Source organism: Neorhizobium sp. P1_A6 (genome assembly GCF_056406795.1).
On record NZ_JBFTZM010000006.1, the window covers coordinates 376,804 to 398,758 of the forward strand.

The following is a 21,955-nucleotide window of genomic DNA, read 5'->3' on the forward strand; positions in this document are numbered from 1 at the left end:
CTAATCGGTTGAATGCAGAAGGATCATGGTCAGCGCCAGGTCGCCATTTCACAAGCTTTCTTGGCGGCGGATGGCCTTATCCTAAAGGGGACGGATCGCTTGGCACTCATCCGTTCGGGTTAGGAACGGGGATCGGACACGTACCTCTTTGTGCCTTGTTTGCAGGTGCCCGACGCGGCCGTAGTATAAACCGTCTTATCCCAGTTGGATGGGAAGGGGTTACCAATCACCGGGGGTCTACAGATGCGTGGGATAACGAGTCTCGCGGGGCTATTGCTCTGCCTGACATTTGGGGACGTTGCCGCCCAGACAGCCTATCGCCTACAGCCAGGCGATACGCTTCAGGTATGGATTGCCCAGGAGCCAGAGCTCACCCGCGAGGTCGTCATTGCTCCGGACGGATGGCTGTCATTCCCCCTTGCAGGCCATATTCAGAGCGCCGGGCTTTCCCTTTCGGAACTGGAGGCGCAACTTCTCGATCGGCTGAAAACCTATTTCAACGACAAACCCAATCTGACGATCATGTTGCGGCCCAACACTCAAAACCCGCAGCTGATCTACGTTCTTGGCGAGGTCGCCACACCCGGCGCATACCCGTATCGGGCGAACATGACTGTCCTTCACGGCCTCAGCGTTGCCGGCGGCGTTTACCGCACGGCTTTACTGGCCGCCGATCAGGACCGGTCCGTGATTGTACGCCGCGACGTCGAACACTCCCAAAAACGCCTGCAGGAACTGAAGGCCCGCATCGTCCGCCTCGAGGCGGAACTGCGGGGCGAAAAATCCATCGGCACGACCGAAGCGCTTGCCGCCGATCCGGCCCTTGCCCAGGAACAATCGCTGTTGAACGCCCGCATGGAAGCGCTTTCCATGGAGGAAAAAGCCCAGGCACAGGCAAACCAACTCACGGAGCGAAACAGTCTCGCGATGCAGGAGCAGGTCGATACCATGACGAAACGGATCGACCTGGCCAAACGCCGCCTCCAGAGCATCACCGGGCTCGTCGCCAAAGGCGTGACCGAAGGCTCGCAGCAGATGGTCCAGGAAGGCACGATCGCCGAGCTCGAGGGACAGATCAGCCGACTGACATCTGAAATTGCAGTTGCCGAGCGCACCAAGATGGCGGAGCTCGCCCGTTACGATAGCGCTCGACAGGCACAGCGGACCCAATTGCTGGTCGAACTCAACGCGGCCCAGCGCGAGCAGGAAGAAACCGCAGCGCGGCTGGCCGACAGCACGCGGATCATGACCATCTATGGGGAGAGTGCTGCCTCAAGCCAGCAGAGGGAGCGGCGGCAGCTCGGCTATCACGTCGTGCGGACCACGAACGGCGAAACCCGCGAGTTCGTCGCAACCGAGATGACCCCGATCCTGCCGGGCGATCTGTTGCGGGTCGTCTACACAGACCCGACAAAGACCGGGGATGCGGGGGCTGGTCAGCCGGTGGCTCGAGCCGAAACCCGCTCGTCCGAAGTAACGAGGGCAGCTCGATGACGGAGACTTCGTGATGACCAATGTATCTCGTACGCGAAGCAATGAGGCGACAGCATGATCAACGAGTTAGGACGCAATATTCTCTATTATATCGAAATCGCCCTCGCCAAACCTCTCTACGCCATCGTACCAGGACTGATTGCCATTCTGGTTGGCGCCTATTTCATCTACACGATGCCACGGAGCTATTATTCCGAGGCGCTGCTGCTGATGGAATTTCAGCAGATACCAACGACGCTCGTATCACCGACCGTATCGAACGACCGCCTGCAATTCATCGAGCAACGGGTATTGTCGCGCAATAACCTGCTGGCACTGGCCGAAAAATACCGTCTCTTTCCAAATATGCCGGATACCTTGGCCAAGAACAATTTTGCGGCCTTGATACGCAACCAGATCACTCTGCTGATATCGGTGACCGAGGGTGCCGACCGCGTCGCAAGCAACGCCTCGGTCAGAATTGGCTTCAAATATGGCGATCCCATCATTTCCGCGAATGTAGTTTCGGACCTCGTTTCGCAAATTATCGAAGAAAACCGGCGCATCCGCATGGCACGCGCTTCGGAGGCAACGAAATTCCTGACGCAGGAGGCCAATAACGTCACCCAGCGGTTCCGCGATAGGGAAGGCGTCTGGACCAAATATCTCGAGGAAAACAAGGAATCTCATCCCACGAGAATCCCAACCTTGCTGATTGAGCTTCAGGCAAAGGAAGTGGAACTCGCGGCACTCGACCGGGCCGCCGTTGCGCTGAACGAAGAGATAGGAATCTACGAAGCCCAGCTGCGCATGGGCGTCGGACAGACGACCGAAAGTACGCGTTTTCATGCACAGCTCGTCGAGCTTGAGCGTGATTTCGCAGTCAAGTCGGTCATTTATTCGGACACGCATCCCCAGATTCGCGCCATGAAGCAGCGTCTCGATGAGATGCGGGCTCAAGTTGCACCGGCACCGCGCGACACATCGGGGAATATGCCGACGCCTGAAGAGATCAAGACGCTTTCGCCCGAGCTCATGCTGATCGCAGAACGTATCGCGATGGCAAAGCCGCGCCAGCAACAGAATATAGCCCAAAGGAGCGCCCTTACGGAACGCATCGCCAAGCTGCGGGAGCTTGTCTCTCACGCTCCCGAAGTTGGAGCACAGATCGCTGCGAATGAAGCCGAGAAGGTGTCGTTGCAGCGAAACATGGACGAGATGCAGACTAAGCTCGACGCGGCACGCCTTGGCGAGCGGCTGGAGGACGGCGATGCCGCCCAGCAGATCGAGGTGGTCGAGGAGCCGGAAGTTCCCAAAGCCGCTACGGGACCACGGCGACTCCAATTGATCGCTGGAGCCTGTGCTGCAGCGGCCATGGCTGCGGCGGCGGGCATCTACGGCGCGCATCTGTTTGACCAGACCATCCGCGGCACGTTCGATCTCAGCGACGCTCTGGCCGGAGAAACGCTGGTGGTCATTCCACGATGGAAGCCGAAGCGGCGTATTGCCAGGGCATTCCGGAATTCCGCTTTTGCGACCCCAAGTCCGCTTGCGGGAGGGTGACGTGGTTCGACTACGGCCGAACCGCCTCTAGTTGAAAATGGTATCGATGGGACAGGGCACGAATTTCATGGAAGTCATCAAGAATATTTCATCTCGGGGAAGAATGGCGGAGAGGCTGGATGGGACCGGCCTTGCTGAGCTGAATACCAATTACCTCAACGGCTCGGTCATCCACTCCCATGAGGAATGTCCGCCGCTGCCGGGCGTCTCTCCAGTCTCCCCCACCTTTCTGTATTCCAATCGCATCATCGCCTTCGACAGCGACAGTCCGATGGCACATTCCTACGACGTCCTGCGAAACCAGTTGCTCAACGCACACAAGGACCGGGACACGCGGGTGATTTCGGTGACCGCCCCGACGATCGGATGCGGCACCACCGTAACCGCCATCAATCTGGCGCTCAGTTTCGCCCGCGTACCCGGCGCTAATGTCTTGCTCGTCGATGCGAACTCCCGGGATCCCGCAATAGGCAATATACTCGGGCTGTCGCCTCGTCCGGTATCGGACGATCCGGTTCACGGTTGGCAGACGACGGTGGATATTCGAAGCGTCCGTTGTCATCTGCTGCGCGCGGCCTGGGGGCCGGGCAAAATTCCGCTGCCGGCGGACCTGGCGCGGATGACGGCGCAGGTCGATCTTGCGCGACAGATGCTGAGACCGACGATCGTTCTTTTCGATCTGCCGCCCATGTTGAGTTCGGATGAGGTGATCCCGTTTGTCGAAATGTCGGACACCGCCCTGATCGTACTCGCGATCGGTAAGTCAAAGCTTGCGGAACTGGAGATCTGCCGGAGCTATCTTGGCCCCGAGAAAAACATGCAGGTGGTCCTGAACAAAACGAAGAGGCACGGCCTTTGATGGATGTCGAACTTAATCGGCAGGACGACGCCACGGCGCTGAAACTGGTCGTCGTCATCGTCAACTATCGGACCGCCGATCTCACCATCGATTGCCTTGCATCCTTGAGCGTCCCCGGCACGGTCCCGGACGGGACGCGGATCGTTGCCGTCGAGGGGGGATCCGGCGATCGCTCGGCCGATCTTATTGCAGCAGCCATAAAGAAGAACGGCTGGACGAATGCCGTATGCCTTCCGCTGGAAGTGAACGGCGGCTTTGCCTACGGCAACAACCGGGGCATTGAATATGCGATGGCAAACTTCGGTCGACCAGACTATGTCCTGCTCCTCAATCCCGATACCATTGCCCGCCCCGGCAGTGTTACGCGCCTGGTCGAATTCATGGACCGCAAGCCCGACGCCGGCATTGCCGGCAGCCGTCTGGAACATCCGGACGGGAAAGGTCAGGCCTGCGCTTTCCGATTTCCCTCGATTGCCAATGAATTTGAAAGCGAGGCGAAGCTGGGGCCGGTTACCCGCCTGCTCGGGCGCTGGCGTATCGCTCCGGATATGCCGCGGGAGCCCAGCCGGATCGACTGGGTCTCCGGAGCCAGCCTGATGGTCAGGACAGACGTCCTCGATCAGATCGGCACCCTCGATGAAGGATATTTCCTGTATTATGAGGAAGTGGATTTCTGCATTCGGGCAGCGCGCGCCGGATGGTCCTGCTGGCATGTGCCGCAAAGCCGCATCATTCACCTGGTCGGCCAGTCGACGGGCGTGACACGACACGTCAAACCGTCCAGGCGACCAGCCTACTGGTTCGAGTCCCGGCGGCGTTACCATCTCAAGCATCACGGAGCTGCTTTTTCGGTCCTCTCGGACCTTGCCTGGCTTTGCGGACACATCGCCTGGCGCATCAGGCTTCTCGCCGAAGGCAAGAGATCCAGCGGGCCGCCGCATCTGCTGCAGGATTTCATCCGGCACTCGGGGCCGTTTCGCAGGATCTGACCGCTTTCACAAGCAACACCCGGCTCAAATAATACCCGGTCTGGCCATCAATATTTCCAATGCCGCCGCCGACTTGTTGATGTCGTGCCGTTCGAGCGCCCGCCGCCGCCCCGCCTCGCCCTTGCGGAACAACTCGACATCGCTTGCGAACAACGCCTGCCGCATTGCGCCGGTCAATGCCTCCAGGTCACCGGCTGGAACGAGCCAGCCATTGTCCGGTTGAACAAGCTCCGGGATGCCGGCGACATAGGTCGAGATCACCGGGCGCTTCAACGCCATGCTTTCCATCAGCACGACGGGAAGGCCTTCCGCGAAGCTTGGCAGAACCAGAGCCTTGGCGCGAAGAATTTCGTTGCGCACATCGTCCTGTGAGATCATGCCCATCAGTACGACTGTGTCGCCGAGTCCGAGCCGTTCGATCTCGCGTCCGATTTCGGCCCGCAACGGGCCATCGCCGACAAGAACGAGTTCGAAATGCGTCCCCTCGGCCCGCAGGTTAGCCGCCGCCTGAAGCAGAAGGAGATGGCCTTTTTGCTCGGAGAGCCGCGCGACGCAGACAAGACGCGGATCGGAGCGGTTTAGCTCCACATCGTCGCTCAGATAACGCTGGTCGATGCCGCAGTGAACCACCTCGATCTTCCGCCAGTCTCCAAGGTCGGCCCAGCGCAGCAGCTGACTGCGGCCGTAGGAGCTGACAGCGACGACAAACGACGACGCCCGGATCTTGTCGCCAAGCCCCAGCGTCTCAGGCCGATCGAACTCCTCCGGCCCGTGCACGGTGAAACTGAACTTCATGCCACCGATCTCATGCGCCAATGTCGCGACCGTCGCGGGGTTGGTGCCGAAATGCACATGCAGGTGATCGATCTTATCCCTGCGGCACCAATCGGCCAGGATCATCGCCTCCCAGAAATAGACCAGGTGACGCAGGTAACGTCCTCCGGACGTCCTCGCGAACCGGAGCGCAACTCCCAAGGCTTTCAACGAGGGACCGGGGCGGGCAAGCGCTTGGCGAACGACGCTTGCAAAGGCTCTTATCATCGGGGTCCGCAGGATATGGCGGGTGCGGCGGGCTTCCCCGATATCCTCGGGATCCTTCAATGTGCCGCGAAAGGGGCGTATCGCATATCTTTCGACCCGATGCCCCCTCGCCTCAAGCGCCACGATTTCGCGCCGTATGAACGTGTGGCTCGGCGCCGGATATTGATTGGTGAAATACGCAATCCGCATTCCACAAGCGCCCCTTCATATTTGCCTATCAGCGGCAATTCCCCTGGATCAGGTATATCAAAAAGGGTTTCGCGGGCTCAGTGCAACAAAGAGCTTAGGAGCGCTGCATCGGCTTCCACCAAAGAGGTAAATTTACACCAGCGAGCTGAAATTATACAGACAGTATAGAGGCTTATCACGTTCCGGGGCCGAGATCGCGACAGATGACTACCGATAAACCAACGGCCGGGGGATACGCGCACATGGACATGGATATCCAAATGCACCGCGGCACCTATTCCGGGCTCGGAGCTGATGTCTGTGTCGTTGTGATCGGACGTAACGAAGGGCAGCGGCTCATCGACTGCCTCAATTCCCTGAAGAACCATCGCGAGCGTACGATCTACGTGGATTCAGCCTCGTCGGACGGCAGCGTCGAGGCGGCCGCCAAGCTCTGCGCGGAGGTTTTGCCGCTCGACATGACAATTCCATTCACGGCGGCACGCGCGCGCAATGCGGGTTTTGATGCTGCCATGCGGCGCTGGCCCGACACGGCCTTTGTGCAGTTCCTGGATGGGGACTGCGAACTTGACGCCAGGTGGATCGCGACGGCCACAACCTTTCTGGTCATGCGCAAGGATGTCGCGCTGGTCTTCGGAGATCGGCGCGAACGGCATCCCGACCGCACGATCTTCAACGCCATGTGCGACCGCGAATGGGAGGGCCCGCCCGGCGAAGTCCCGGCATGCGGCGGCGATATCCTCATCAGAGCCTCTGCCCTCAAGGATCTCGGCGGTTACTCCAACGAGCTGATCGCGGGAGAGGAACCGGAACTTTGCGTCCGCCTGCGAGAGAGGGGCTGGAAGATCTGGCGCCTTCCCTGCGAAATGACGCGTCACGATGCGGACATAAGCCGTCTGAGCCAATGGTGGCGGAGAAGCGTGCGTTGCGGGCATGCCTATGCACAGGTGTCCCATCTCCACCGGAAATCTCCATCCAGGATATGGACCAGGAATTTCAGGCGCGCGGTTTTCTGGGGCGGTTTGGTACCACTGGCAGCGATCTTCGGCACGGTTCTCGATCCTGTAGGCCTCGCGCTGCTGCTGGCCTATCCGCTTCAGATCCTGCGCCTGGCGTTCAGAACCGCATCCAAACCAGGTGATAGATGGATCTTCGCCACATTCGATGTCCTCGGCAAGTTCCCGGAGATGCAGGGCATCGCTCAGTTTTATGTAAACCGGCTGATCAATCGCCAACAGCGGATCATCGAATATAAATAGTAGCCATTGCTGAACACCGGCTCGGCGGTTGTCCGCCGCTAGTGGCGCGACCCCAGAACCCGCATCTTTTTGACCTCGACGGAAGTCTGCATGACCGGGTATGGCAGCCCGGTTCCCATGCTTTTCATCCCTGCCCTGGCCAGCGGAAAAAACTCCCACTCCATGCCCGCGCCTCGTCTCAGAAGTGCGGCGCAGAGACCAGAGAACGGCCAGTAGATATAGGGAATGACCGAAACGCTGCTGGTGGTCGCGATGGTGAAAAGCATGGCGGCTAGGAGCGCAAGCACGCCCTCATAACTGACGATATCCGATTTGCTCGTCCAGAACATGGCAGCGAGTTTGATCGCGAGCACGCCAAAGAACATCGCGAACAACAGCAGGCCGATCAATCCATAATGGAGTGAAATCTGCAGGTAGGTATTCACCACGTCCACGATGCCCTGCCCCTGGATCATCGTTTGCATCTCCGGCTCGCGCACGAATGTGTCCGATCCGAAAAGCGGATAACGCTCGATGACGATAATCGAGTTTTCGAAAAGCCTGGAGCGATAGGTCTCGCTGCCCTTGTCGGCAGAACCGACAAATGGAAGCAGGTTGGTAAACCGGTCGATGAATGGCGGATGCACAAATATCAGAGTGGCAATACCCGGGATCATTCCGACCAGCAGCTTGAGCGAGACCCGCAGATTGGTCAGCAGCAGCACCATTGCGCAGAGCGCGAAACCAAGCCAGGGGCCGCGCGAGACACTGGACAGAAGCCCGATCATCAGCACGCCGAGCGCAGCATATCGCCAGAGGCCCAACGACTTTGGCGTCCGCAACGCCAGCAGACAGCCACCCGCGGTCATGCAAAGGAATCCGAACGCGATGGACTCCACCGACGTCGTAGCGGCACGCAGAAAACCGTCGCGGAAAAGATAGACGGTGATCAACACCACGTCCCATTGCAGCACCACCACGTAATAGATCCGCCAGTTTCTCCAGATTTCGAAAAATCCGATCGCGGCAAGCGGCAGCGCCGCGACGACGAAGGCGAGCAATACCTGGTTTATTTCCAGCGCCGAGCGCAGCGATCGGCTGAAGACGAAGTAGGGAAGCAGAATGTCGAGAAAATAGCCCGGTACCACGCGCAGAATAGAATTCAGATCCCCCAGACGCAGGGCGAGCAAGGATATATAGACGAAGAAGGCGATGACCAGGACGTCCGGGCCGCGAAGTTCTCGATTGTCGTGCTCTCTCCAGAGCCTGATCGCGATCGGCAACAGGATGACGACCGCCAGCAGGCGCGGCGGATCAAGATCGATGATCCTGTTGAAAACGCCCGGAATGCCCACCCCGATCGGAACGCAGGGCGCCACGAACATCAGGATCACGTAGAGCAGGACGGGCTGCTTGGAATTTCGATGGATATATAGGCTCATGATCGCAAGCGCGGCAGCGAAATCGAAGAAACTTCGCGACAAGAAAGTAGCGCAGGTCGCGATGACCCAGCAATTGCGCCAAAGCTTGAATTCAGCTTCGCCTATGAGGGGCACGGCAACCTTGCCGGCGATATAAAGCGCGGGAGCACTGATGATCAGAACGTAGAGGAGAGCACGGAGATACTCAGGCATTTAAGCTCTCGCGCCTGAAACCGCGCCCGTGCTAAGACGTCTCGCGCTGCGACTTTTCCCCATATGGCTGCCCCTTGCCAATGCGCAACCCCGGCTGCGCGCCTCGACTTAGGCTACACGCCCGGCTCGCCTTCCCACACATATCCAAAAGAGCTAACGCCTACTTCGATCGTAGCCCCCGTACCGCCATTTGCCTTGCTTGCCTGCGCTCCTGCTATGCCGTTCGATTCAAGACGGCCGCGCCCACAGTTCCTGCCCATTGAAACCGACGACCCAACGCCAGCATCAGGAAAGGATCCGCCGTGAACCGCCGAATGTTTCTCCAAATGCTGTCGAATGTCGCGATCGCACCAGTCCTGAGCGGCATCCCCTCCGGCGCCAACGCGAGCGACGAGATTTTTCCCGAGCAAGTGGGACTGAACATCACCGGAATGAGCTATTGGGCAACCGAGCAGGCTTTTTCCAACCTCGCCYACAATGCTTCGCCCTGGCGGGTGCAGGTCAAGGACGCCCCCTTCACATGGGACACGCCGCTGCCGCCGATGACCAAGGACGGGTATCCGACGCGAGTTCCGGCCGGATCGTTCGTCGAGAGCTTCCTGATCTTCACAGCGCATCGAAAAAACCTGCCGGTCCAGCTTTCGGTCCACTACGACGGCAAGGGCAAGCTTGGCTACATAGCCGGCGCCGAACTGGAGTCTCGGTCGCCGGGGCGCGACGATGTGCGCAATCTTCGAAAGGATGCTCCCTTCACCTCCATGGTGATGGAAACCGATCCCACCGATCCGATCCGCAATATCCGGGTGTATGAGCGCGGACCAATACCGAAGGAGACGTTCAGGGCGCCATTTCTGGACCGGCTGAGCGGCATGTCGACGCTGCGCTTCATGGACTGGATGGGAACCAACAATTCGAAGGTCCAGAGCTGGAGCGACAGGCCAAGGCCCGGCCAGTTCGGTAAATCCGAACTCGGCGTCCCGCTCGAACACATGATCGAGCTCTGCAATCTGCTAAAATCGGATCCGTGGTTCAACATGCCCCATCTTGCCGACGACGACTATGTTCGTCGTTTCGCGGAACAGGTCAGGAAAGACCTCGACCCGGATCTCAATATCCATGTGGAATATTCCAATGAAGTCTGGAACACCAGCTTCGATCAGGCCGACCATGCCCGCAGCCGCGGCCTTGCTCTCGGCTTCTCGACCAATGACTACGAAGCGCAGCTCCGCTATTACGCACAGCGGACAAACGAAATACTGGCAATCTGGGAAGACATTTTCGGTGCCGCCAGACAGAGGATCGTCGGCGTCTATTCGGCACAATCCGTAAACGTCTGGACCAGCGAGACGATCCTGTCGTGGAAAGGTGTCAAGGCGCATGCGGATGTGCTTGCGATAGCTCCCTATTTCGGTGGGGGCTTTGGCGCGCCGGACCGACAGGAAGAGGTTTCGAGATGGTCGCTCAACCGCCTCTTCTCGGCACTCGAGAATGAAGTCGAGACAGACAACAAGAAAACCATTCAGGAGCAGGCAGCGATCGCCAAACGATACGGCGTCAAGCTCTATGCCTATGAAGGGGGCCAACATCTGGTTGGCAGCAGCGGAGCGGAAAACAACGAACGACTGACAAATCTCTTTGTTGCAGCCAATCGCGACCGCCGAATGGGCGAACTCTACCTTCGCCATCTCAAGAATTGGCGGATGTCGGGCGGAGGCCTCTACGCCGTGTTTTCGTCGATGAGCGAACCCAACAAATGGGGCAGCTGGGGATTGCTGGAAGAAGAGGGCGGCAGCCACCCGAAATGGCAAGCTATCCAACAGGTTCTTAAGCGCAAACCTGCCCTGTAAGCCGTCTCATCCGCTTCTGCTCGGCAGTTGGAACCCGCGACATCACCCGAAGGCGGAACCGCGAAAGGTATGGACATACGTCCTTGCCATGGACGCCGGTTGGCGCCTGATGCGCTCCATCCCCAAAAGCAATGGGCCTGAAATCCGATGTCCTCGAGGAGCGGATGCCCGCCAGACTTTGGTCGTCGAAAGATTGAGCGGATGCGATGAAGGTATTCATCAAACAACTGACCGGCTGCCTGGGTATGGCAACCGGTCAGCCTACCACGCCGAAACCCGAGGCGTTCTGCTCAAGTCCGCACTACAAAGTACCACAATCCTAGATCGGCGATATTGCAAACGGGCCACACCTCAAGTGTAACTTTCCGATACCTAATTTAGCTCAATAAATTTTGAGTGAATAGCGATCTACCTCATGTACATCGCCTCAAATCCTATGTGGAAAAAGAGGAATCAACCGGTGATTATTAAATCACATACTTACTGCAACGTTTGATAGAACCTAATCCTTTTGATTGAGTTGATATGGTGTGCAGATAAGGGAATAATACTTTCGCCAAACAGACTGCTGAAGGCTCGAACGGGAAAAACGGTCGGGCCTTCTCCTTTTGGTGAACCTGACATTTCTCATGGCTCGTGGTGTTATGGTGTGCGAGGCGTCCTGTCAGCCTCGATGACTTCCCGTTTGTGGACGCCCTCGCTGTTTGATCGGCGAGGGCTTCTTTTTTGGCAGCAGCGGGGAAGCACCAAGTGCGGGCGTCCCCACGAGCGTTACACTCTGTCAGCGTTCGGTGAATGCTCTCGACATGCTGTCGACAACCGGCTTGATCAGATAGCTGAAAAAAGTCCTGACTGCGGTTTGAATCATGATCTCCGCAGGCATGCCGGGTTGCGGGGTAAATCCCTTGATGCGGGCGATCTCCTCGGACGAGATGTTGATGCGCGCGACATAGACGTCGTGGTTTGAGAGCCCCGCCTTGCTATCCTCCATTGCGTCCGCAGAGACATAAAACACCTCGCCCCTCAGGACCGGGGTGGTGCGCTGGTTCAAGGCGATGAGACGGATCGTCGCCTTTTGTCCCACCTTGACGCTATCGATCTCGTTGCGCGGCACCTTTGCCTCGATGATCAACGGCACGCCGGCCGGCAGGATCTCCATGATCCCCTTGCCGCTTTCGATGACGCCACCCGTCGTATGGTAGTAGGTCCGCACGACCGTGCCGGAGACCGGCGCGAGGATCGTAGCCCGGCGCAGCACGTCGTCGGCTTCGCGTGATTGTTCACGCGCCGCATCACGCTCGCCTTGGATCGATTGCAAGCGGTCGAGTGCCTCCTCCCGATACGTTTCCTCCGCACGCGTGATCTCCTGCTGCCCCTTCAGGAGCTCGGCTCCGGTTTCCGAAACTTCTGCCTCCAGGCGGCCGATCTGCCCCTCGGCATCGGCAATCGCCCGCTCAAGCGCTCTGACCTCGGTTGCGCGCAACAATCCCTTGGTCAGCAGGACCCGCTTGGTATCGTATTCGTCCTTGAGCAACATGAGCTGTCGCGACATGGCATCGCGATGGCGGGTGTAACCTTCGCTCCGGAACTCCAATGCCTTCATATTCTGCTTCAGCAGAGAAAGCTCGGTCGCCAGCTTCATGCGCTGGGCCTTGAAGTTGAGCTGTTGCGTGAGGATAATCGCGGAAACATCCGGGTCATCCCTGAAATCGTTGAGGTATGACGAAATCGTCATGGAGTCGGCGGCCTCGGATTGAGCGGTAAGCCGGGCGGCCGTTGCTTCCAGCCTGACGCGTCTGAGGAAGAATTCCCGTTTCTTGGCCTGCGACGCGGTCTCGTCCAGCCTGATTACCGGCTGGTTTTCGACAACCTGGTCGCCTTCGTTGACCAGCAGTTCCCTGATGATGCCGCCCTCGAAATGCTGAACGATCTTGTTGCGGCCGGTTGCGACGAAACTGCCCTGGGCGATGACGGCTGCCGCAAGCGGGGCGGTCGCAGCCCAAGTACCGAAACCGCCGAAGGCTATGGCCGTCAGCGCAAGGCCGGCGACCGTCTGTTTCCAGACCGACCGAGGAACCTCCGAGTACCATTCGAGATCGTGTACCTTCGCGACAGCAGACATGCCCCAACCCCTATAGCAACTGATGGCCGAATGACCCGGTATTGATATCGATGCCGCGCGCTTCGATGGCTTTCAGGACATCCGCCCGCATTCCGAACAGCGCGACGGTGCCGTTGACCAGCAGCAGGACCTTGTCGACGCTGCTGAGGAGAGCCGGACGTTGCGTGATCGTCGCGACGGTTATCTTGTGTTCCTTGGCATGCTGAAGTGCGTGGAGCAGCGCCGCATCGCCCGCATTGTCCAGATTGGAATTCGGCTCATCCAGCACCACCATCCTTGGATCGCCGAAAAATGCCCGGGCAAGCGCAATACGCTGCTTTTGGCCGCCGGAAAGAGGAGAGCCATCGGCCGCCACCACGGTTTCGTATCCGTGTGGCAGGCTGGCTATCATTTCATGAACATCGGCAAGCATTGCGGCCCGGTAGATCTGCTCATCGTCGGCGTCCATCCGCATCCGGGCGATATTGGACTTTATCGTGCCGGGAAAGAGCTGCACATCCTGCGGCAGGTAGCCGATATTTTCGCCGAACTGGCGCTGATCCCAGTTCCTCAGATCCATCAGATCCAATCGGACACTCCCCGACGTCGGCAGGACCGATCCGACGAGCATTTTTCCGAGTGTCGTCTTGCCGGCACCGGAATTGCCGATGATCGCCAGGGAATCTCCCGGCTGCAGGGCAAACGAAACGCCGTTGAGCACGACGCGCTTGGTTCCCTGCGGTACATAAAGGAGGCGCTCGACGTCCAGGCGCCCTTCGGGCTTCGGCAGGTTCAGGCGGTCGAAATTCAATGGCGAGGATTTCAGCAGCGCCGATATGCGCCCGTAGGCCGCGCGGGACTGGCTGTATTGGTTCCATCCTTCGATGGCCCCTTCGATCGGCGCCAACGCGCGACCCGCAATGATGGAGGCAGCGATCACCATGCCCCCGGTGAGCTGCCCTTCGATCGACAGGAAGGCGCCCCAGCCGAGCATCGCGATCTGCGTCAGAAGGCGGCAGGCCTTTGATATGGCCGCAATGGTGATATTCCGGTCCTGGGCAATGACCTGCGACTTGAGCGACGAAGCCGTGTCCTTGCCCCAGATCTGCACCGTCTCCGGGATCATGGCGAGCGCGTTGATGATCTGAGAATTGCGCGACATCGATTCCAGATGAAGGTTGGCCTTCACCTGCGCCGTGTTGGCTTCGGCAAACGGCTCGGCGGTCATCCGCTGGTTGATCTGGGTGAAGGCCAGCAGCATGAGGGCTGTCAGCACCACGATGAAGCCGAGATGCGGGTGGATGAGAAAGACCGCCACCACGAAGAGAGGTGCGATCGGCGCATCGAGAAACGACAGCAAGGTCCTGGAGACGAGGAATGAACGAACCTGCTGAAGATCGCCCAGCACCTGATATTCGCGACCATTGCTTTGAAGCGAGGCGCGGGCAGCGGCGCTCAGGATCGGAGCGCCAAGCTGTGCCGCGATTTCCACCGCGGTCCGCATCAGGATGAAGCGTCGAAGAGCGTCGAAGGCCGCCTGCAGGATGACCGCTCCGACGATCACGATCGTCAACATCACCAGCGTGTCGAGAGAACGGCTGGTCAGCACCCGGTCCGATATCTGGAACAGGTAGGTCGGAATCGCAAGCACGAGGATATTGCTGGCGACGGTGAAAAACATGACGATCGCCAGGTTCCGCCGCACCGCAGTAACGCCGGCGCGCAGGCTGGCAGAAAAGTCGACCGGCGCGAGGCGCTTGTGAAACGTACCGTCGCCGCCACGCCCGCCACCGGTCGTCGGCGGCTTTCCAAAGGGCTTTGCCTCTGTCCGCAATGGCCCGGTGTCGGCATCGATCGTGATCATGCCTTCCGGCGCCTTTGCCTCCGTCGCTTCGCGCTGCGGAGGCTTCGGCTCGATCTCCGGTTCGATGATCCTGCCATTGGCAGGCATGGCCAGAATATCGGCGCCCGACGAGCCCTCGTTCACGCGCAATGAACTCGGTGGTGAGTTCTTGGGTTCCAGCCTGGATATCGTTGCTGAAGAGACTGCGTCACCGGATGACATTTTCAGGCATTCGTCCACGGCGCGCTCCAATTTTGCATAAAATTCCTCCCCGGCAAGTTGCCGACTTTCATCGTGATCGTGGGCCTGTTCTAGGTCGGCCCTCTTTTGGGCGTCCGACATGTTTCCCCCCATTATCCGAGCACATGTTGCAGTCCATCGTTCTGATAGTGGCCGTCATGATCCACAGGCACGCCGTATCCAGGCTCGGTTGGATCGGCTTGCAGCATCGAATCGTCGAGAAAGGCCACCGCTTCGTTGACCAGTGCATCGGGATCGTGCGCCGCCAATTCCGGGTGGCTTGAAATCAATCCCGATTGGAAAAGCGTTTCCTGGGAGTATTGCTCGCCGCCGACATAGGTATGGCCAAGAGAGTCCAGGTCGGCGATCGCGGCGTTGTTGATGAGCGTATTTCCCCCGGTCGAGATCGACCATGTCGCTTCCGCGTGAGGATTGACGGCATTCATCGCCAGGGCGATCTGATCGCTGTCGCCGACGATGCTGGTCTGGCTGATATACTGGATATTCARCATGTCGCCGCTGATATAGAGAACGCGCAACCCGGCCAATCCCGCAAACGCCGGATCAGTCAGAACGCCGCTGGAGAGATTTCTTCCGCCGCCGGCAAAATCGGCCGCCGTGTCCAGGTAGGCGGAAGGCAGCGTGTCGAAACGATCGGCGCCGCCAATATTGTAGATATGGGCCTGGTTCCAGAGCAGGTTCCCAGCGCTGGAAAACGCGCCCTCGCCGGTCGTTTCGAAACCCGTGACCGCGCCGACAACATCGTTGTCGAACAATATGTTCATCTGGTGGATGATATTGGCGTCGTAAAGGCTGCCGCCAACCAATATCAGATCGTAGGCATGGCTGAGCTCGTAGATCGAGGTCTGGTTCACGCTCATGTTGTCGCCGCCAATGACCTTGGTGGTGGCGCCGGAGGACGACAGGATGCCGACGTCATTGTCGGACATGAAGATGTACTGCTCCAGCCAATTGACGATCAGCAGGTCGCCCTGGATCTCCGTGACAATCCAGCTTCCGGGATAACCTCCGCTGGCATGCGAGGAGGCACTGTCGTCCTGCAGCGGATCGACCCTGTGGAATGTGGCGATGTTGAATATTTCGTCGGGTGCGCCGTCGTTCGTCCAGCTGCTGATCGCCGAGGTAATGGCGTCGACATCCTGAATGACATTGACCTGGATGATCGCGTTGATCTCGAAATGATCGCCGACGACCGCCGTCACCGTTGCGCCCGTCCAGATATTCTTGAGGACGGCATCGTTGACGGTGGTATTGGCGCCGCCGATCAGTTCGACCGAAGCGTCTACCTGGACGGAGCCATCCGCAAAGATCTTGGCGTTGGATGAATGAGCATCCTCCTCCGCGTCGGCGTCATCTGTATCCTTACCGAAGGAGTGATAATCCTCCAGCTTCGGCGCCTCGTCGACGAGCACTCCGTTGACGTAGGTACCTTCGATCGTCGTGGATTGATGGACGAAAGCTTCCATCGGCCCGCCGGAATCGGCTGAAAGGGACTCCAGCTCGCTGGCGACGGACTTGATGATCTCGATAAGGTCTGCCGAGGATTCGGGCATGTCGAGATGGCCGATCGGCGCATCCGACAAGACCTCCTGCGCCCTATCCAGCAGCTCGCCGTTGTCAACCGGAGCAGGATTGAACGTGAGGCCGTGTCCTCCGACGCCGAAGCTGTCATTGTCGGAAAGCGAGGCGGCCTGAACGATGAAGTTCACCACCGAGCCAAGAGGCTGTATCCCCAATGTAAATGACTTGCCGCTCGCATAGGACGGATACTCGTGCCGCGGCATCTCATGCCGGCCGTAATGTGTCCTGATTTCTACGATGGGAATTGACGGATGGTCATATCGACCCACGAAGTGGGGATGCCAGATGGGCGTGAAAGTGGCGGGAGCCTTGTAGACCACCGACGGATCGAAGCCGAGCAGGTCGTAAGGCGCCTCGAAATGGGATGGGGTCGCGACAGATGGCGGGATGAATTGTTCGGGCGTGTTGAGCGAGAAATCGGTATAATTATCCCGCAGGCGCGCATCCTCGACGTTCGTGTGGAAGAGCCCGATGAAATGAGCGATTTCCTCCGTGATTGTATCCATCATCGTCATAACCGCTGCCTTTGTATGGGCATGCCTGGACCACAGGTCGTTCGGAATGAGGGACTGCGCAGGAGATCTGCGCAGTCCACGATGTGAAGGTCTCTGCCTGGAGCAGGGAAAGCGACGGCTTAGAGACTGGTGCCGTCGTGGGTGTCGTCGCCTGCCACCGTGCTGTGGAGATCGCCGCCGACGATTGTCATGTCGATTGCGTTCTGCTGCAGGTTCGCACCCATCACGATTTCCTGGTTGAAGGCGTGGGTGTCGATTGAGGCATCGGCCGAAGCGGAGCTTGTGCCGGTCACGAAACCGTCGTCACCGTTGTGCGAGCCCCAGACACCGCCGTCGCCGCCAGCTCCGCCGGCGCCGGTATAGGCCAGGCCGCCATCGCCGCCAGCAGCACCAGCACCGCCGAATGCCCAGCCACCTACCGCGCCACCGCCGGTACCATCGGCCCATGCGCCACTCAGCGCCGCGCCACCTTCGCCGGCACCCGATGTTGCGTCACCGCCGGTAGCATCGCCGCTGGTTGCTGCGTCGGATGTTGCTGCGCCGCCGGTACCGGCGGCACCTGCTGCGCCGTCGCCACCAAGCCCGGCACCAAGCCCGGCGCCGAAACCAGCTCCGAGACCGGCCCCAAGGGCACTGCCACCAGCGCCGCCGTCACCGGCATCCGCGGTGTCGCCACCAGCGCCGCCGTCACCGCCGGTCGGATCGCCGCCGTCACCACCGGTGTTTCCACCACCGTCACCGGCAGGGCCGCCCGCACCGCCATCGCCGTCGGCGAAGATCGGATTGAGCAAGCCGAGGCTGCTGCCGATCGTGGTTGCCGATGCTCCGCCGTTCGAATCCCCGCCGTCTCCGGCGTCGGAAGCATTGCCACCGGTGGAGTTGCCGGAATTGCCGCCTGCAGCGCCGTCGCCAGCCGTGTTGCTGCCGCCCTGATCGCCATCGCCGGCAAAGGCGAGCCCGGCGCCAAGACCGAGGCCGAGACCCAGGCCGAGACCGAGACCGTCGCCACCATTGCCGCCACGGCCACCGATACCCTTGCCGCCATCGGCATCGCTTTCGGCATCGCCGCTGTCGCCGTCGCCGCCATCGGCATCGCCGCCTTCGCCTTTACCGCCGGCTGCGACGCTTGCGGCCAAACCGCCAAGGCCGTCACCGCCAACCGCGAAGCCGCCAAGCGCGGTACCGCCATTGCCGCCATCACCGCCATCGGCATCTGCATGGCTTCCGCCATTGCCACCGCCGCCGCCGGCATTGATACCGTCGGAGGCAAGCGCAATGCCGCCCTCGGCAGTGCCATTCAGTTCGAACGAACCATCGTTGCTGACGGTGGCGCTTTCGAGCTTGTCATTGTCCTGGATGTTGGCGACCTGGCTGAAGACGTTGCCGACATCATTGCCTTCACCGTTCAGGGAGTTGTTGAGCAAGTCATCGATGCGAATGTTGAACATCCCGTCGATGGAACTGTGCTGCATGTCGACATCGGCAAAGTCGTCGTCCGTCGGCGTGTAACCTTCAAGGTCGACACCGACATCGACAGCGACGCCCACGGTAGTCTCGTTGACGTTCTCGTTGAGATTGCCGTTGAGGTTCAGGTTGCCGTTACCGTTCAGGTTCAGATTGCCGTTGCCATTCCAGTTGTCGTTGTCGTTCGTCGACTCGCTCGTCTGGCTCTGGTCGCTGGACTGTTGCTGCTGTTGTTGTTCCTGCTGTTGCTGTTGCTGTTCCTGGCTGTCCGTCGGATCGTCGACAACAGTGTTGAACGCGTGGCGTTTGTCTACCATCACAGTATCCTCTTTGACTGCGACGGCGTGACCACCATTCATCTTCTTGGGGTCTTTGCTCGTCGCTGTTGAAGTGAGTCATTGGCCTCTGGCGAGAGGGCGCGCGTCAACGCGACCGTTCGCCGGTCTTTCTCTCGTGATGTCTGATTTTTTTAGCTCTCCCCTAGTTTCCCGAGAGACCTGGAACGAGCGGCGGCATGGCCGTATGCTCGTGACAGCGCGCATCGACGAACGTTCTTCAGCGCTCGTTCTTCAGCTGCTTCGGGATGAGGCACTTTGTCCCGATTGCTCAGAAGAAATAAGGTAATATTTCGAGCTAGCGCAACCTGATGAATACTATGTGAGCATAGTTCTATGGGTGAAATGGTCTAACCAAGAAGAGGTAGGCACATCGGTGATAAATGCAGCCTTATGTATGCAGCAACTCGCGTCTCACCGGAGGAAACGCTGTCTGATCATGGTTCGTTCGCGGAAAAACGACCTGTAATGCCAAATCCCATCACCGATTCGATCTATTCGGTAAATCGTTCGGTCTATTCCCACCCTTCCGGTCTTGGTTTACCGTTCCCTAATAAGATCTTCGGAGCACCACTTTGCGTGTACTTTCGATCAACGACGGGAGGGAGGTCTATCCATGCAAATTCCGCATGGTGTTTCACAACATGTCGGCTTGGATCTGGCAACAAACGCCTTGAAGAGAATGAATGCAATCCGGACACTCCTCTTCATCTGCTCGCCGGGAACAATCTCCACCGCAATGACTGCGGCCATCGAAAGCGAATTTCCGTGGCTTTGCGTCAAGACGGTTCCCGATCTCAAGCTGGCCTCGGCGGAATTTGACAATCCGGTTCAGCTCATGCTGGCGGATGTCCGCCTAGCCTCTGCGCTCGCCGAATACTGGCCGGAACTGGCCCGCTATCATCCCGCTGCAACACTCGCGCTGATCGGTACCGACGACGGCGAAATAGCCTCCGATCATCAAAGAGCAAAAGAGCTTGAAATCGTTCAGGGGATACTGCCGTTCAACGTCAATCTCGATGTCTTCCTGTCAGGCCTGCGGATCGTATTGAAGGGCGGTACATATTTCCCGTCGACAGGTTACCGCGCTCAGCGAAGCCCGCCTCCGGAAACAAGCGAGGATCCGGCTGACACCAAGCCGGCCCCATACAATGCCGGCAAACAGGCGATCGAAAAGCTCACGAAGCGTGAGAACGAAATTCTCGCCAGAATGGCCATGGGCAACCAGAACAAGATCATCGCCGCCGCCCTGAGCCTATCAGAACACACAGTAAAGATTCATATTCACAACATCATTACCAAGCTTGGCGTGCATAACAGAACGGAAGTCGTCGCTCTCTATTTTGAATATAGACGCAAGGATGTAACCGGCAATGCAGGCGACACGAACCGCGGCCAGGACGGCCGCTCCCTCTCGGGCGACAAGTACTAGGCTGCAGGACATCCTGCTCCTGATTGGGCAGCTGAACTATACGTGGACCAACACAGAAAGCCTGTTGATCCACATGATTGCCGGCCTTGCCAAAGTGGACAAGGAAACGGCAATCGTCATCTTCCTGACCTTGAACACGACGCGCGCGCGCATCGACCTCGTGGACAGGCTGACCAAGATGCGCAAGACCGCACCGGTCTGCCGCAGGGAGATCCTGGAAGCCACCCGCCGCCTTTCCGAGGAAGCCAAGCTCCGTAACAAATACAACCACTGCATCTATTCATTCGATCCCGACAGCGGCCGCAACGTCACGCAATCGATGCGCATCTTCGAAAGCCGGGACGAGATCAAATACGGAAAGATCGAGGAGCTGGACGCCCGGGAAATCGGCCGTATTCAGGAGAGCATCAACTCGCTCGTCGCAATCAACCGGATGTTCTGGGGGATCACCGAACGTTACGGCTTCCCGACCTAAATCCGCAAAGCCTTACCCCAGGCCCGAGACCTTCATCCCAGGCAGGAAACCGTTGACGGCGTCGGCCAGCGTAACGATCGATATGAGATGCCCGGCATCGTCGGTGATCGATATGGCCCGCAACGCCAGGGTTTCTCCCTGCTGAATATGCTCGACGATGATGTCTCTCATTCCGGAGATGACTTCAGCTGTGGCTCTCTCGAGGTTGAGGAAATCAAGTCCTTCCGTATCCGGAATGAAACCGTCCTTCAGATCGACATTCAGGAAATATTTCACCATGGAACCCAAACTCCCCCGGGGTTAGCCTGGCGGCCGCTTCAATTGCGAATCCAACCGTCACGGAAGCGGGCGCTCCAACCTCCAAGCGCTTACCCCCCATCTCCCGATCTGCGTTTAGGCTCAATCAGAACATTAGCAGATATATAAATTACCCATCGCGCCGGTCAACCTGGAATTGGCGTCCCACCTTGGAAACCGGGAAAAAAATAGCGTTCCCCCCTCCGCATTCCCCTCAGTTTTGATGGGGATCACACGGCGGCGATGGGCGCTTCTCCGTTAGCCAACACCCTGCCAAATGCATAGGGATGCTCGCCCAATCATGGTTCAATGCGGCAACGAAAAGGCTGTCATTCTAAAGGTCGATTTCCTGAAGATGCCGCAGCTTTCCTCAAGGAGACTCCGCTGGGTGCGTAGATTTACACTTGCACCACATCAGAGCGCTCCGAACCCGAACTGGTCGGCGGATATCTCGATACGGTATCGCTCCGCTAGGGGCGATCGTCAGAACCTTGAACCGATGACCTGAGCTCGAAGCCGAATTGCTTCGGGAAGACCCGCCCGACCTCTGGATATTTGTCCAGGCCATGGGTCGCGAAACAGCGGGGACATGGCATTTCAACCGCACCGCAGCCGCAGCATCGGGTACCGGTATACGGCTTGGCGGGATGAGCTTCGCAAACCCAGCCCGTGTCCTTGCAGTCTCTGCACCTGAACATCGGCGAAATCCTCTGTGATCCGCAGGGCCGGAGGATAACACGCGCGTGAGTCGCAGGCAGTTGCGCCAAATGAGCTATATCCTTAGGCCTATCGACGGGGGCGACCCTACGTTGATTACG

At 58.8% G+C, this 21,955-nt stretch carries 15 protein-coding genes; 8 read left to right on the forward strand and 7 right to left on the reverse strand.

Going from position 1 to position 21,955, the window contains the following annotated elements:
• Window positions 1-243: 243 nt before the first annotated feature.
• From AC1D3C_RS15330 to AC1D3C_RS15345, 4 genes are all read left to right on the forward strand, one after another.
• Window positions 244-1,494, forward strand: a complete 1,251-nt coding sequence (locus tag AC1D3C_RS15330; RefSeq protein ID WP_080719223.1) for a polysaccharide biosynthesis/export family protein — start codon at window positions 244-246, stop codon at window positions 1,492-1,494.
• Between the two features lie 54 nt (window positions 1,495-1,548).
• The gene (locus tag AC1D3C_RS15335) at window positions 1,549-3,036 is read left to right on the forward strand and encodes a GumC family protein (protein ID WP_477483474.1); all 1,488 of its coding nucleotides are present in this window, start codon (window positions 1,549-1,551) and stop codon (window positions 3,034-3,036) included.
• Window positions 3,037-3,103: 67 nt separating this feature from the next.
• Complete coding sequence (locus AC1D3C_RS15340; RefSeq protein WP_477483475.1) at window positions 3,104-3,895, forward strand: P-loop NTPase family protein; 792 nt, start codon at window positions 3,104-3,106, stop codon at window positions 3,893-3,895.
• The gene (locus AC1D3C_RS15345; protein ID WP_477483476.1) at window positions 3,895-4,884 is read left to right on the forward strand and encodes a glycosyltransferase family 2 protein; all 990 of its coding nucleotides are present in this window, start codon (window positions 3,895-3,897) and stop codon (window positions 4,882-4,884) included. Before AC1D3C_RS15340 ends, AC1D3C_RS15345 begins: the two co-directional genes overlap by 1 nt.
• A 24-nt stretch (window positions 4,885-4,908) precedes the next feature.
• Here the strand turns inward: AC1D3C_RS15345 and AC1D3C_RS15350 are convergent, their stop codons facing one another.
• On the reverse strand, window positions 4,909-6,114 hold the full coding sequence (locus AC1D3C_RS15350; RefSeq protein WP_477483477.1) for a glycosyltransferase: 1,206 nt from the start codon (window positions 6,112-6,114) through the stop codon (window positions 4,909-4,911).
• Between the two features lie 242 nt (window positions 6,115-6,356).
• On the opposite strand from AC1D3C_RS15350, the gene AC1D3C_RS15355 reads away from it, so the two are divergent.
• Window positions 6,357-7,373: a glycosyltransferase family 2 protein gene (locus AC1D3C_RS15355; RefSeq protein ID WP_477483478.1), complete on the forward strand. Its 1,017-nt coding sequence runs from the start codon at window positions 6,357-6,359 to the stop codon at window positions 7,371-7,373.
• A gap of 38 nt (window positions 7,374-7,411) precedes the next feature.
• On the opposite strand, the gene AC1D3C_RS15360 is transcribed toward AC1D3C_RS15355, so the two are convergent.
• Window positions 7,412-8,986, reverse strand: coding sequence for an O-antigen ligase family protein (locus AC1D3C_RS15360; protein ID WP_477483479.1), 1,575 nt, complete (start codon window positions 8,984-8,986; stop codon window positions 7,412-7,414).
• A gap of 302 nt (window positions 8,987-9,288) precedes the next feature.
• Here AC1D3C_RS15360 and AC1D3C_RS15365 point away from each other — a divergent pair, with 302 nt between their 5' ends.
• Window positions 9,289-10,833, forward strand: coding sequence for a hypothetical protein (locus AC1D3C_RS15365; protein ID WP_477483480.1), 1,545 nt, complete (start codon window positions 9,289-9,291; stop codon window positions 10,831-10,833).
• 781 nt (window positions 10,834-11,614) lie between these two features.
• On the opposite strand, the gene AC1D3C_RS15370 is transcribed toward AC1D3C_RS15365, so the two are convergent.
• The 4 genes from AC1D3C_RS15370 to AC1D3C_RS15385 form a co-directional block, all read right to left on the reverse strand.
• Window positions 11,615-12,955: an HlyD family type I secretion periplasmic adaptor subunit gene (locus tag AC1D3C_RS15370; protein ID WP_038546045.1), complete on the reverse strand. Its 1,341-nt coding sequence runs from the start codon at window positions 12,953-12,955 to the stop codon at window positions 11,615-11,617.
• Between the two features lie 10 nt (window positions 12,956-12,965).
• The gene (locus AC1D3C_RS15375; protein ID WP_477483481.1) at window positions 12,966-14,999 is read right to left on the reverse strand and encodes a type I secretion system permease/ATPase; all 2,034 of its coding nucleotides are present in this window, start codon (window positions 14,997-14,999) and stop codon (window positions 12,966-12,968) included.
• A gap of 131 nt (window positions 15,000-15,130) precedes the next feature.
• Window positions 15,131-17,128 carry a hypothetical protein gene (locus AC1D3C_RS15380; protein ID WP_477483482.1) on the reverse strand — a complete coding sequence of 666 codons (1,998 nt, stop codon included), beginning with the start codon at window positions 17,126-17,128 and terminating at the stop codon, window positions 15,131-15,133.
• Window positions 17,129-17,253: 125 nt separating this feature from the next.
• On the reverse strand, window positions 17,254-18,915 hold the full coding sequence (locus AC1D3C_RS15385) for a hypothetical protein (RefSeq protein WP_477483483.1): 1,662 nt from the start codon (window positions 18,913-18,915) through the stop codon (window positions 17,254-17,256).
• Between the two features lie 634 nt (window positions 18,916-19,549).
• On the opposite strand from AC1D3C_RS15385, the gene AC1D3C_RS15390 reads away from it, so the two are divergent.
• Together AC1D3C_RS15390 and AC1D3C_RS15395 are read left to right on the forward strand one after the other, a co-directional pair.
• Window positions 19,550-20,365, forward strand: coding sequence for a response regulator transcription factor (locus AC1D3C_RS15390; protein ID WP_157885179.1), 816 nt, complete (start codon window positions 19,550-19,552; stop codon window positions 20,363-20,365).
• The gene (locus AC1D3C_RS15395; RefSeq protein WP_038546051.1) at window positions 20,307-20,840 is read left to right on the forward strand and encodes a hypothetical protein; all 534 of its coding nucleotides are present in this window, start codon (window positions 20,307-20,309) and stop codon (window positions 20,838-20,840) included. Before AC1D3C_RS15390 ends, AC1D3C_RS15395 begins: the two co-directional genes overlap by 59 nt.
• A gap of 12 nt (window positions 20,841-20,852) precedes the next feature.
• On the opposite strand, the gene AC1D3C_RS15400 is transcribed toward AC1D3C_RS15395, so the two are convergent.
• Complete coding sequence (locus AC1D3C_RS15400) at window positions 20,853-21,119, reverse strand: DUF6894 family protein (protein ID WP_038546054.1); 267 nt, start codon at window positions 21,117-21,119, stop codon at window positions 20,853-20,855.
• Between the last annotated feature and the right edge of the window lie 836 nt (window positions 21,120-21,955).

Coding starts and splice junctions, on each gene's coding strand:
- AC1D3C_RS15330 (WP_080719223.1), top strand. CDS start 244: ATGCGTGGGATAACGAGTCTCGCGGGGCTATTGCTCTGCCTGACATTT.
- AC1D3C_RS15335 (WP_477483474.1), top strand. CDS start 1,549: ATGATCAACGAGTTAGGACGCAATATTCTCTATTATATCGAAATCGCC.
- AC1D3C_RS15340 (WP_477483475.1), top strand. CDS start 3,104: ATGGAAGTCATCAAGAATATTTCATCTCGGGGAAGAATGGCGGAGAGG.
- AC1D3C_RS15345 (WP_477483476.1), top strand. CDS start 3,895: ATGGATGTCGAACTTAATCGGCAGGACGACGCCACGGCGCTGAAACTG.
- AC1D3C_RS15350 (WP_477483477.1), bottom strand. CDS start 6,114: ATGCGGATTGCGTATTTCACCAATCAATATCCGGCGCCGAGCCACACG.
- AC1D3C_RS15355 (WP_477483478.1), top strand. CDS start 6,357: ATGGACATGGATATCCAAATGCACCGCGGCACCTATTCCGGGCTCGGA.
- AC1D3C_RS15360 (WP_477483479.1), bottom strand. CDS start 8,986: ATGCCTGAGTATCTCCGTGCTCTCCTCTACGTTCTGATCATCAGTGCT.
- AC1D3C_RS15370 (WP_038546045.1), bottom strand. CDS start 12,955: ATGTCTGCTGTCGCGAAGGTACACGATCTCGAATGGTACTCGGAGGTT.
- AC1D3C_RS15375 (WP_477483481.1), bottom strand. CDS start 14,999: ATGTCATCCGGTGACGCAGTCTCTTCAGCAACGATATCCAGGCTGGAA.
- AC1D3C_RS15385 (WP_477483483.1), bottom strand. CDS start 18,915: ATGGTAGACAAACGCCACGCGTTCAACACTGTTGTCGACGATCCGACG.
- AC1D3C_RS15390 (WP_157885179.1), top strand. CDS start 19,550: ATGCAAATTCCGCATGGTGTTTCACAACATGTCGGCTTGGATCTGGCA.
- AC1D3C_RS15395 (WP_038546051.1), top strand. CDS start 20,307: ATGCAGGCGACACGAACCGCGGCCAGGACGGCCGCTCCCTCTCGGGCG.
- AC1D3C_RS15400 (WP_038546054.1), bottom strand. CDS start 21,119: ATGGTGAAATATTTCCTGAATGTCGATCTGAAGGACGGTTTCATTCCG.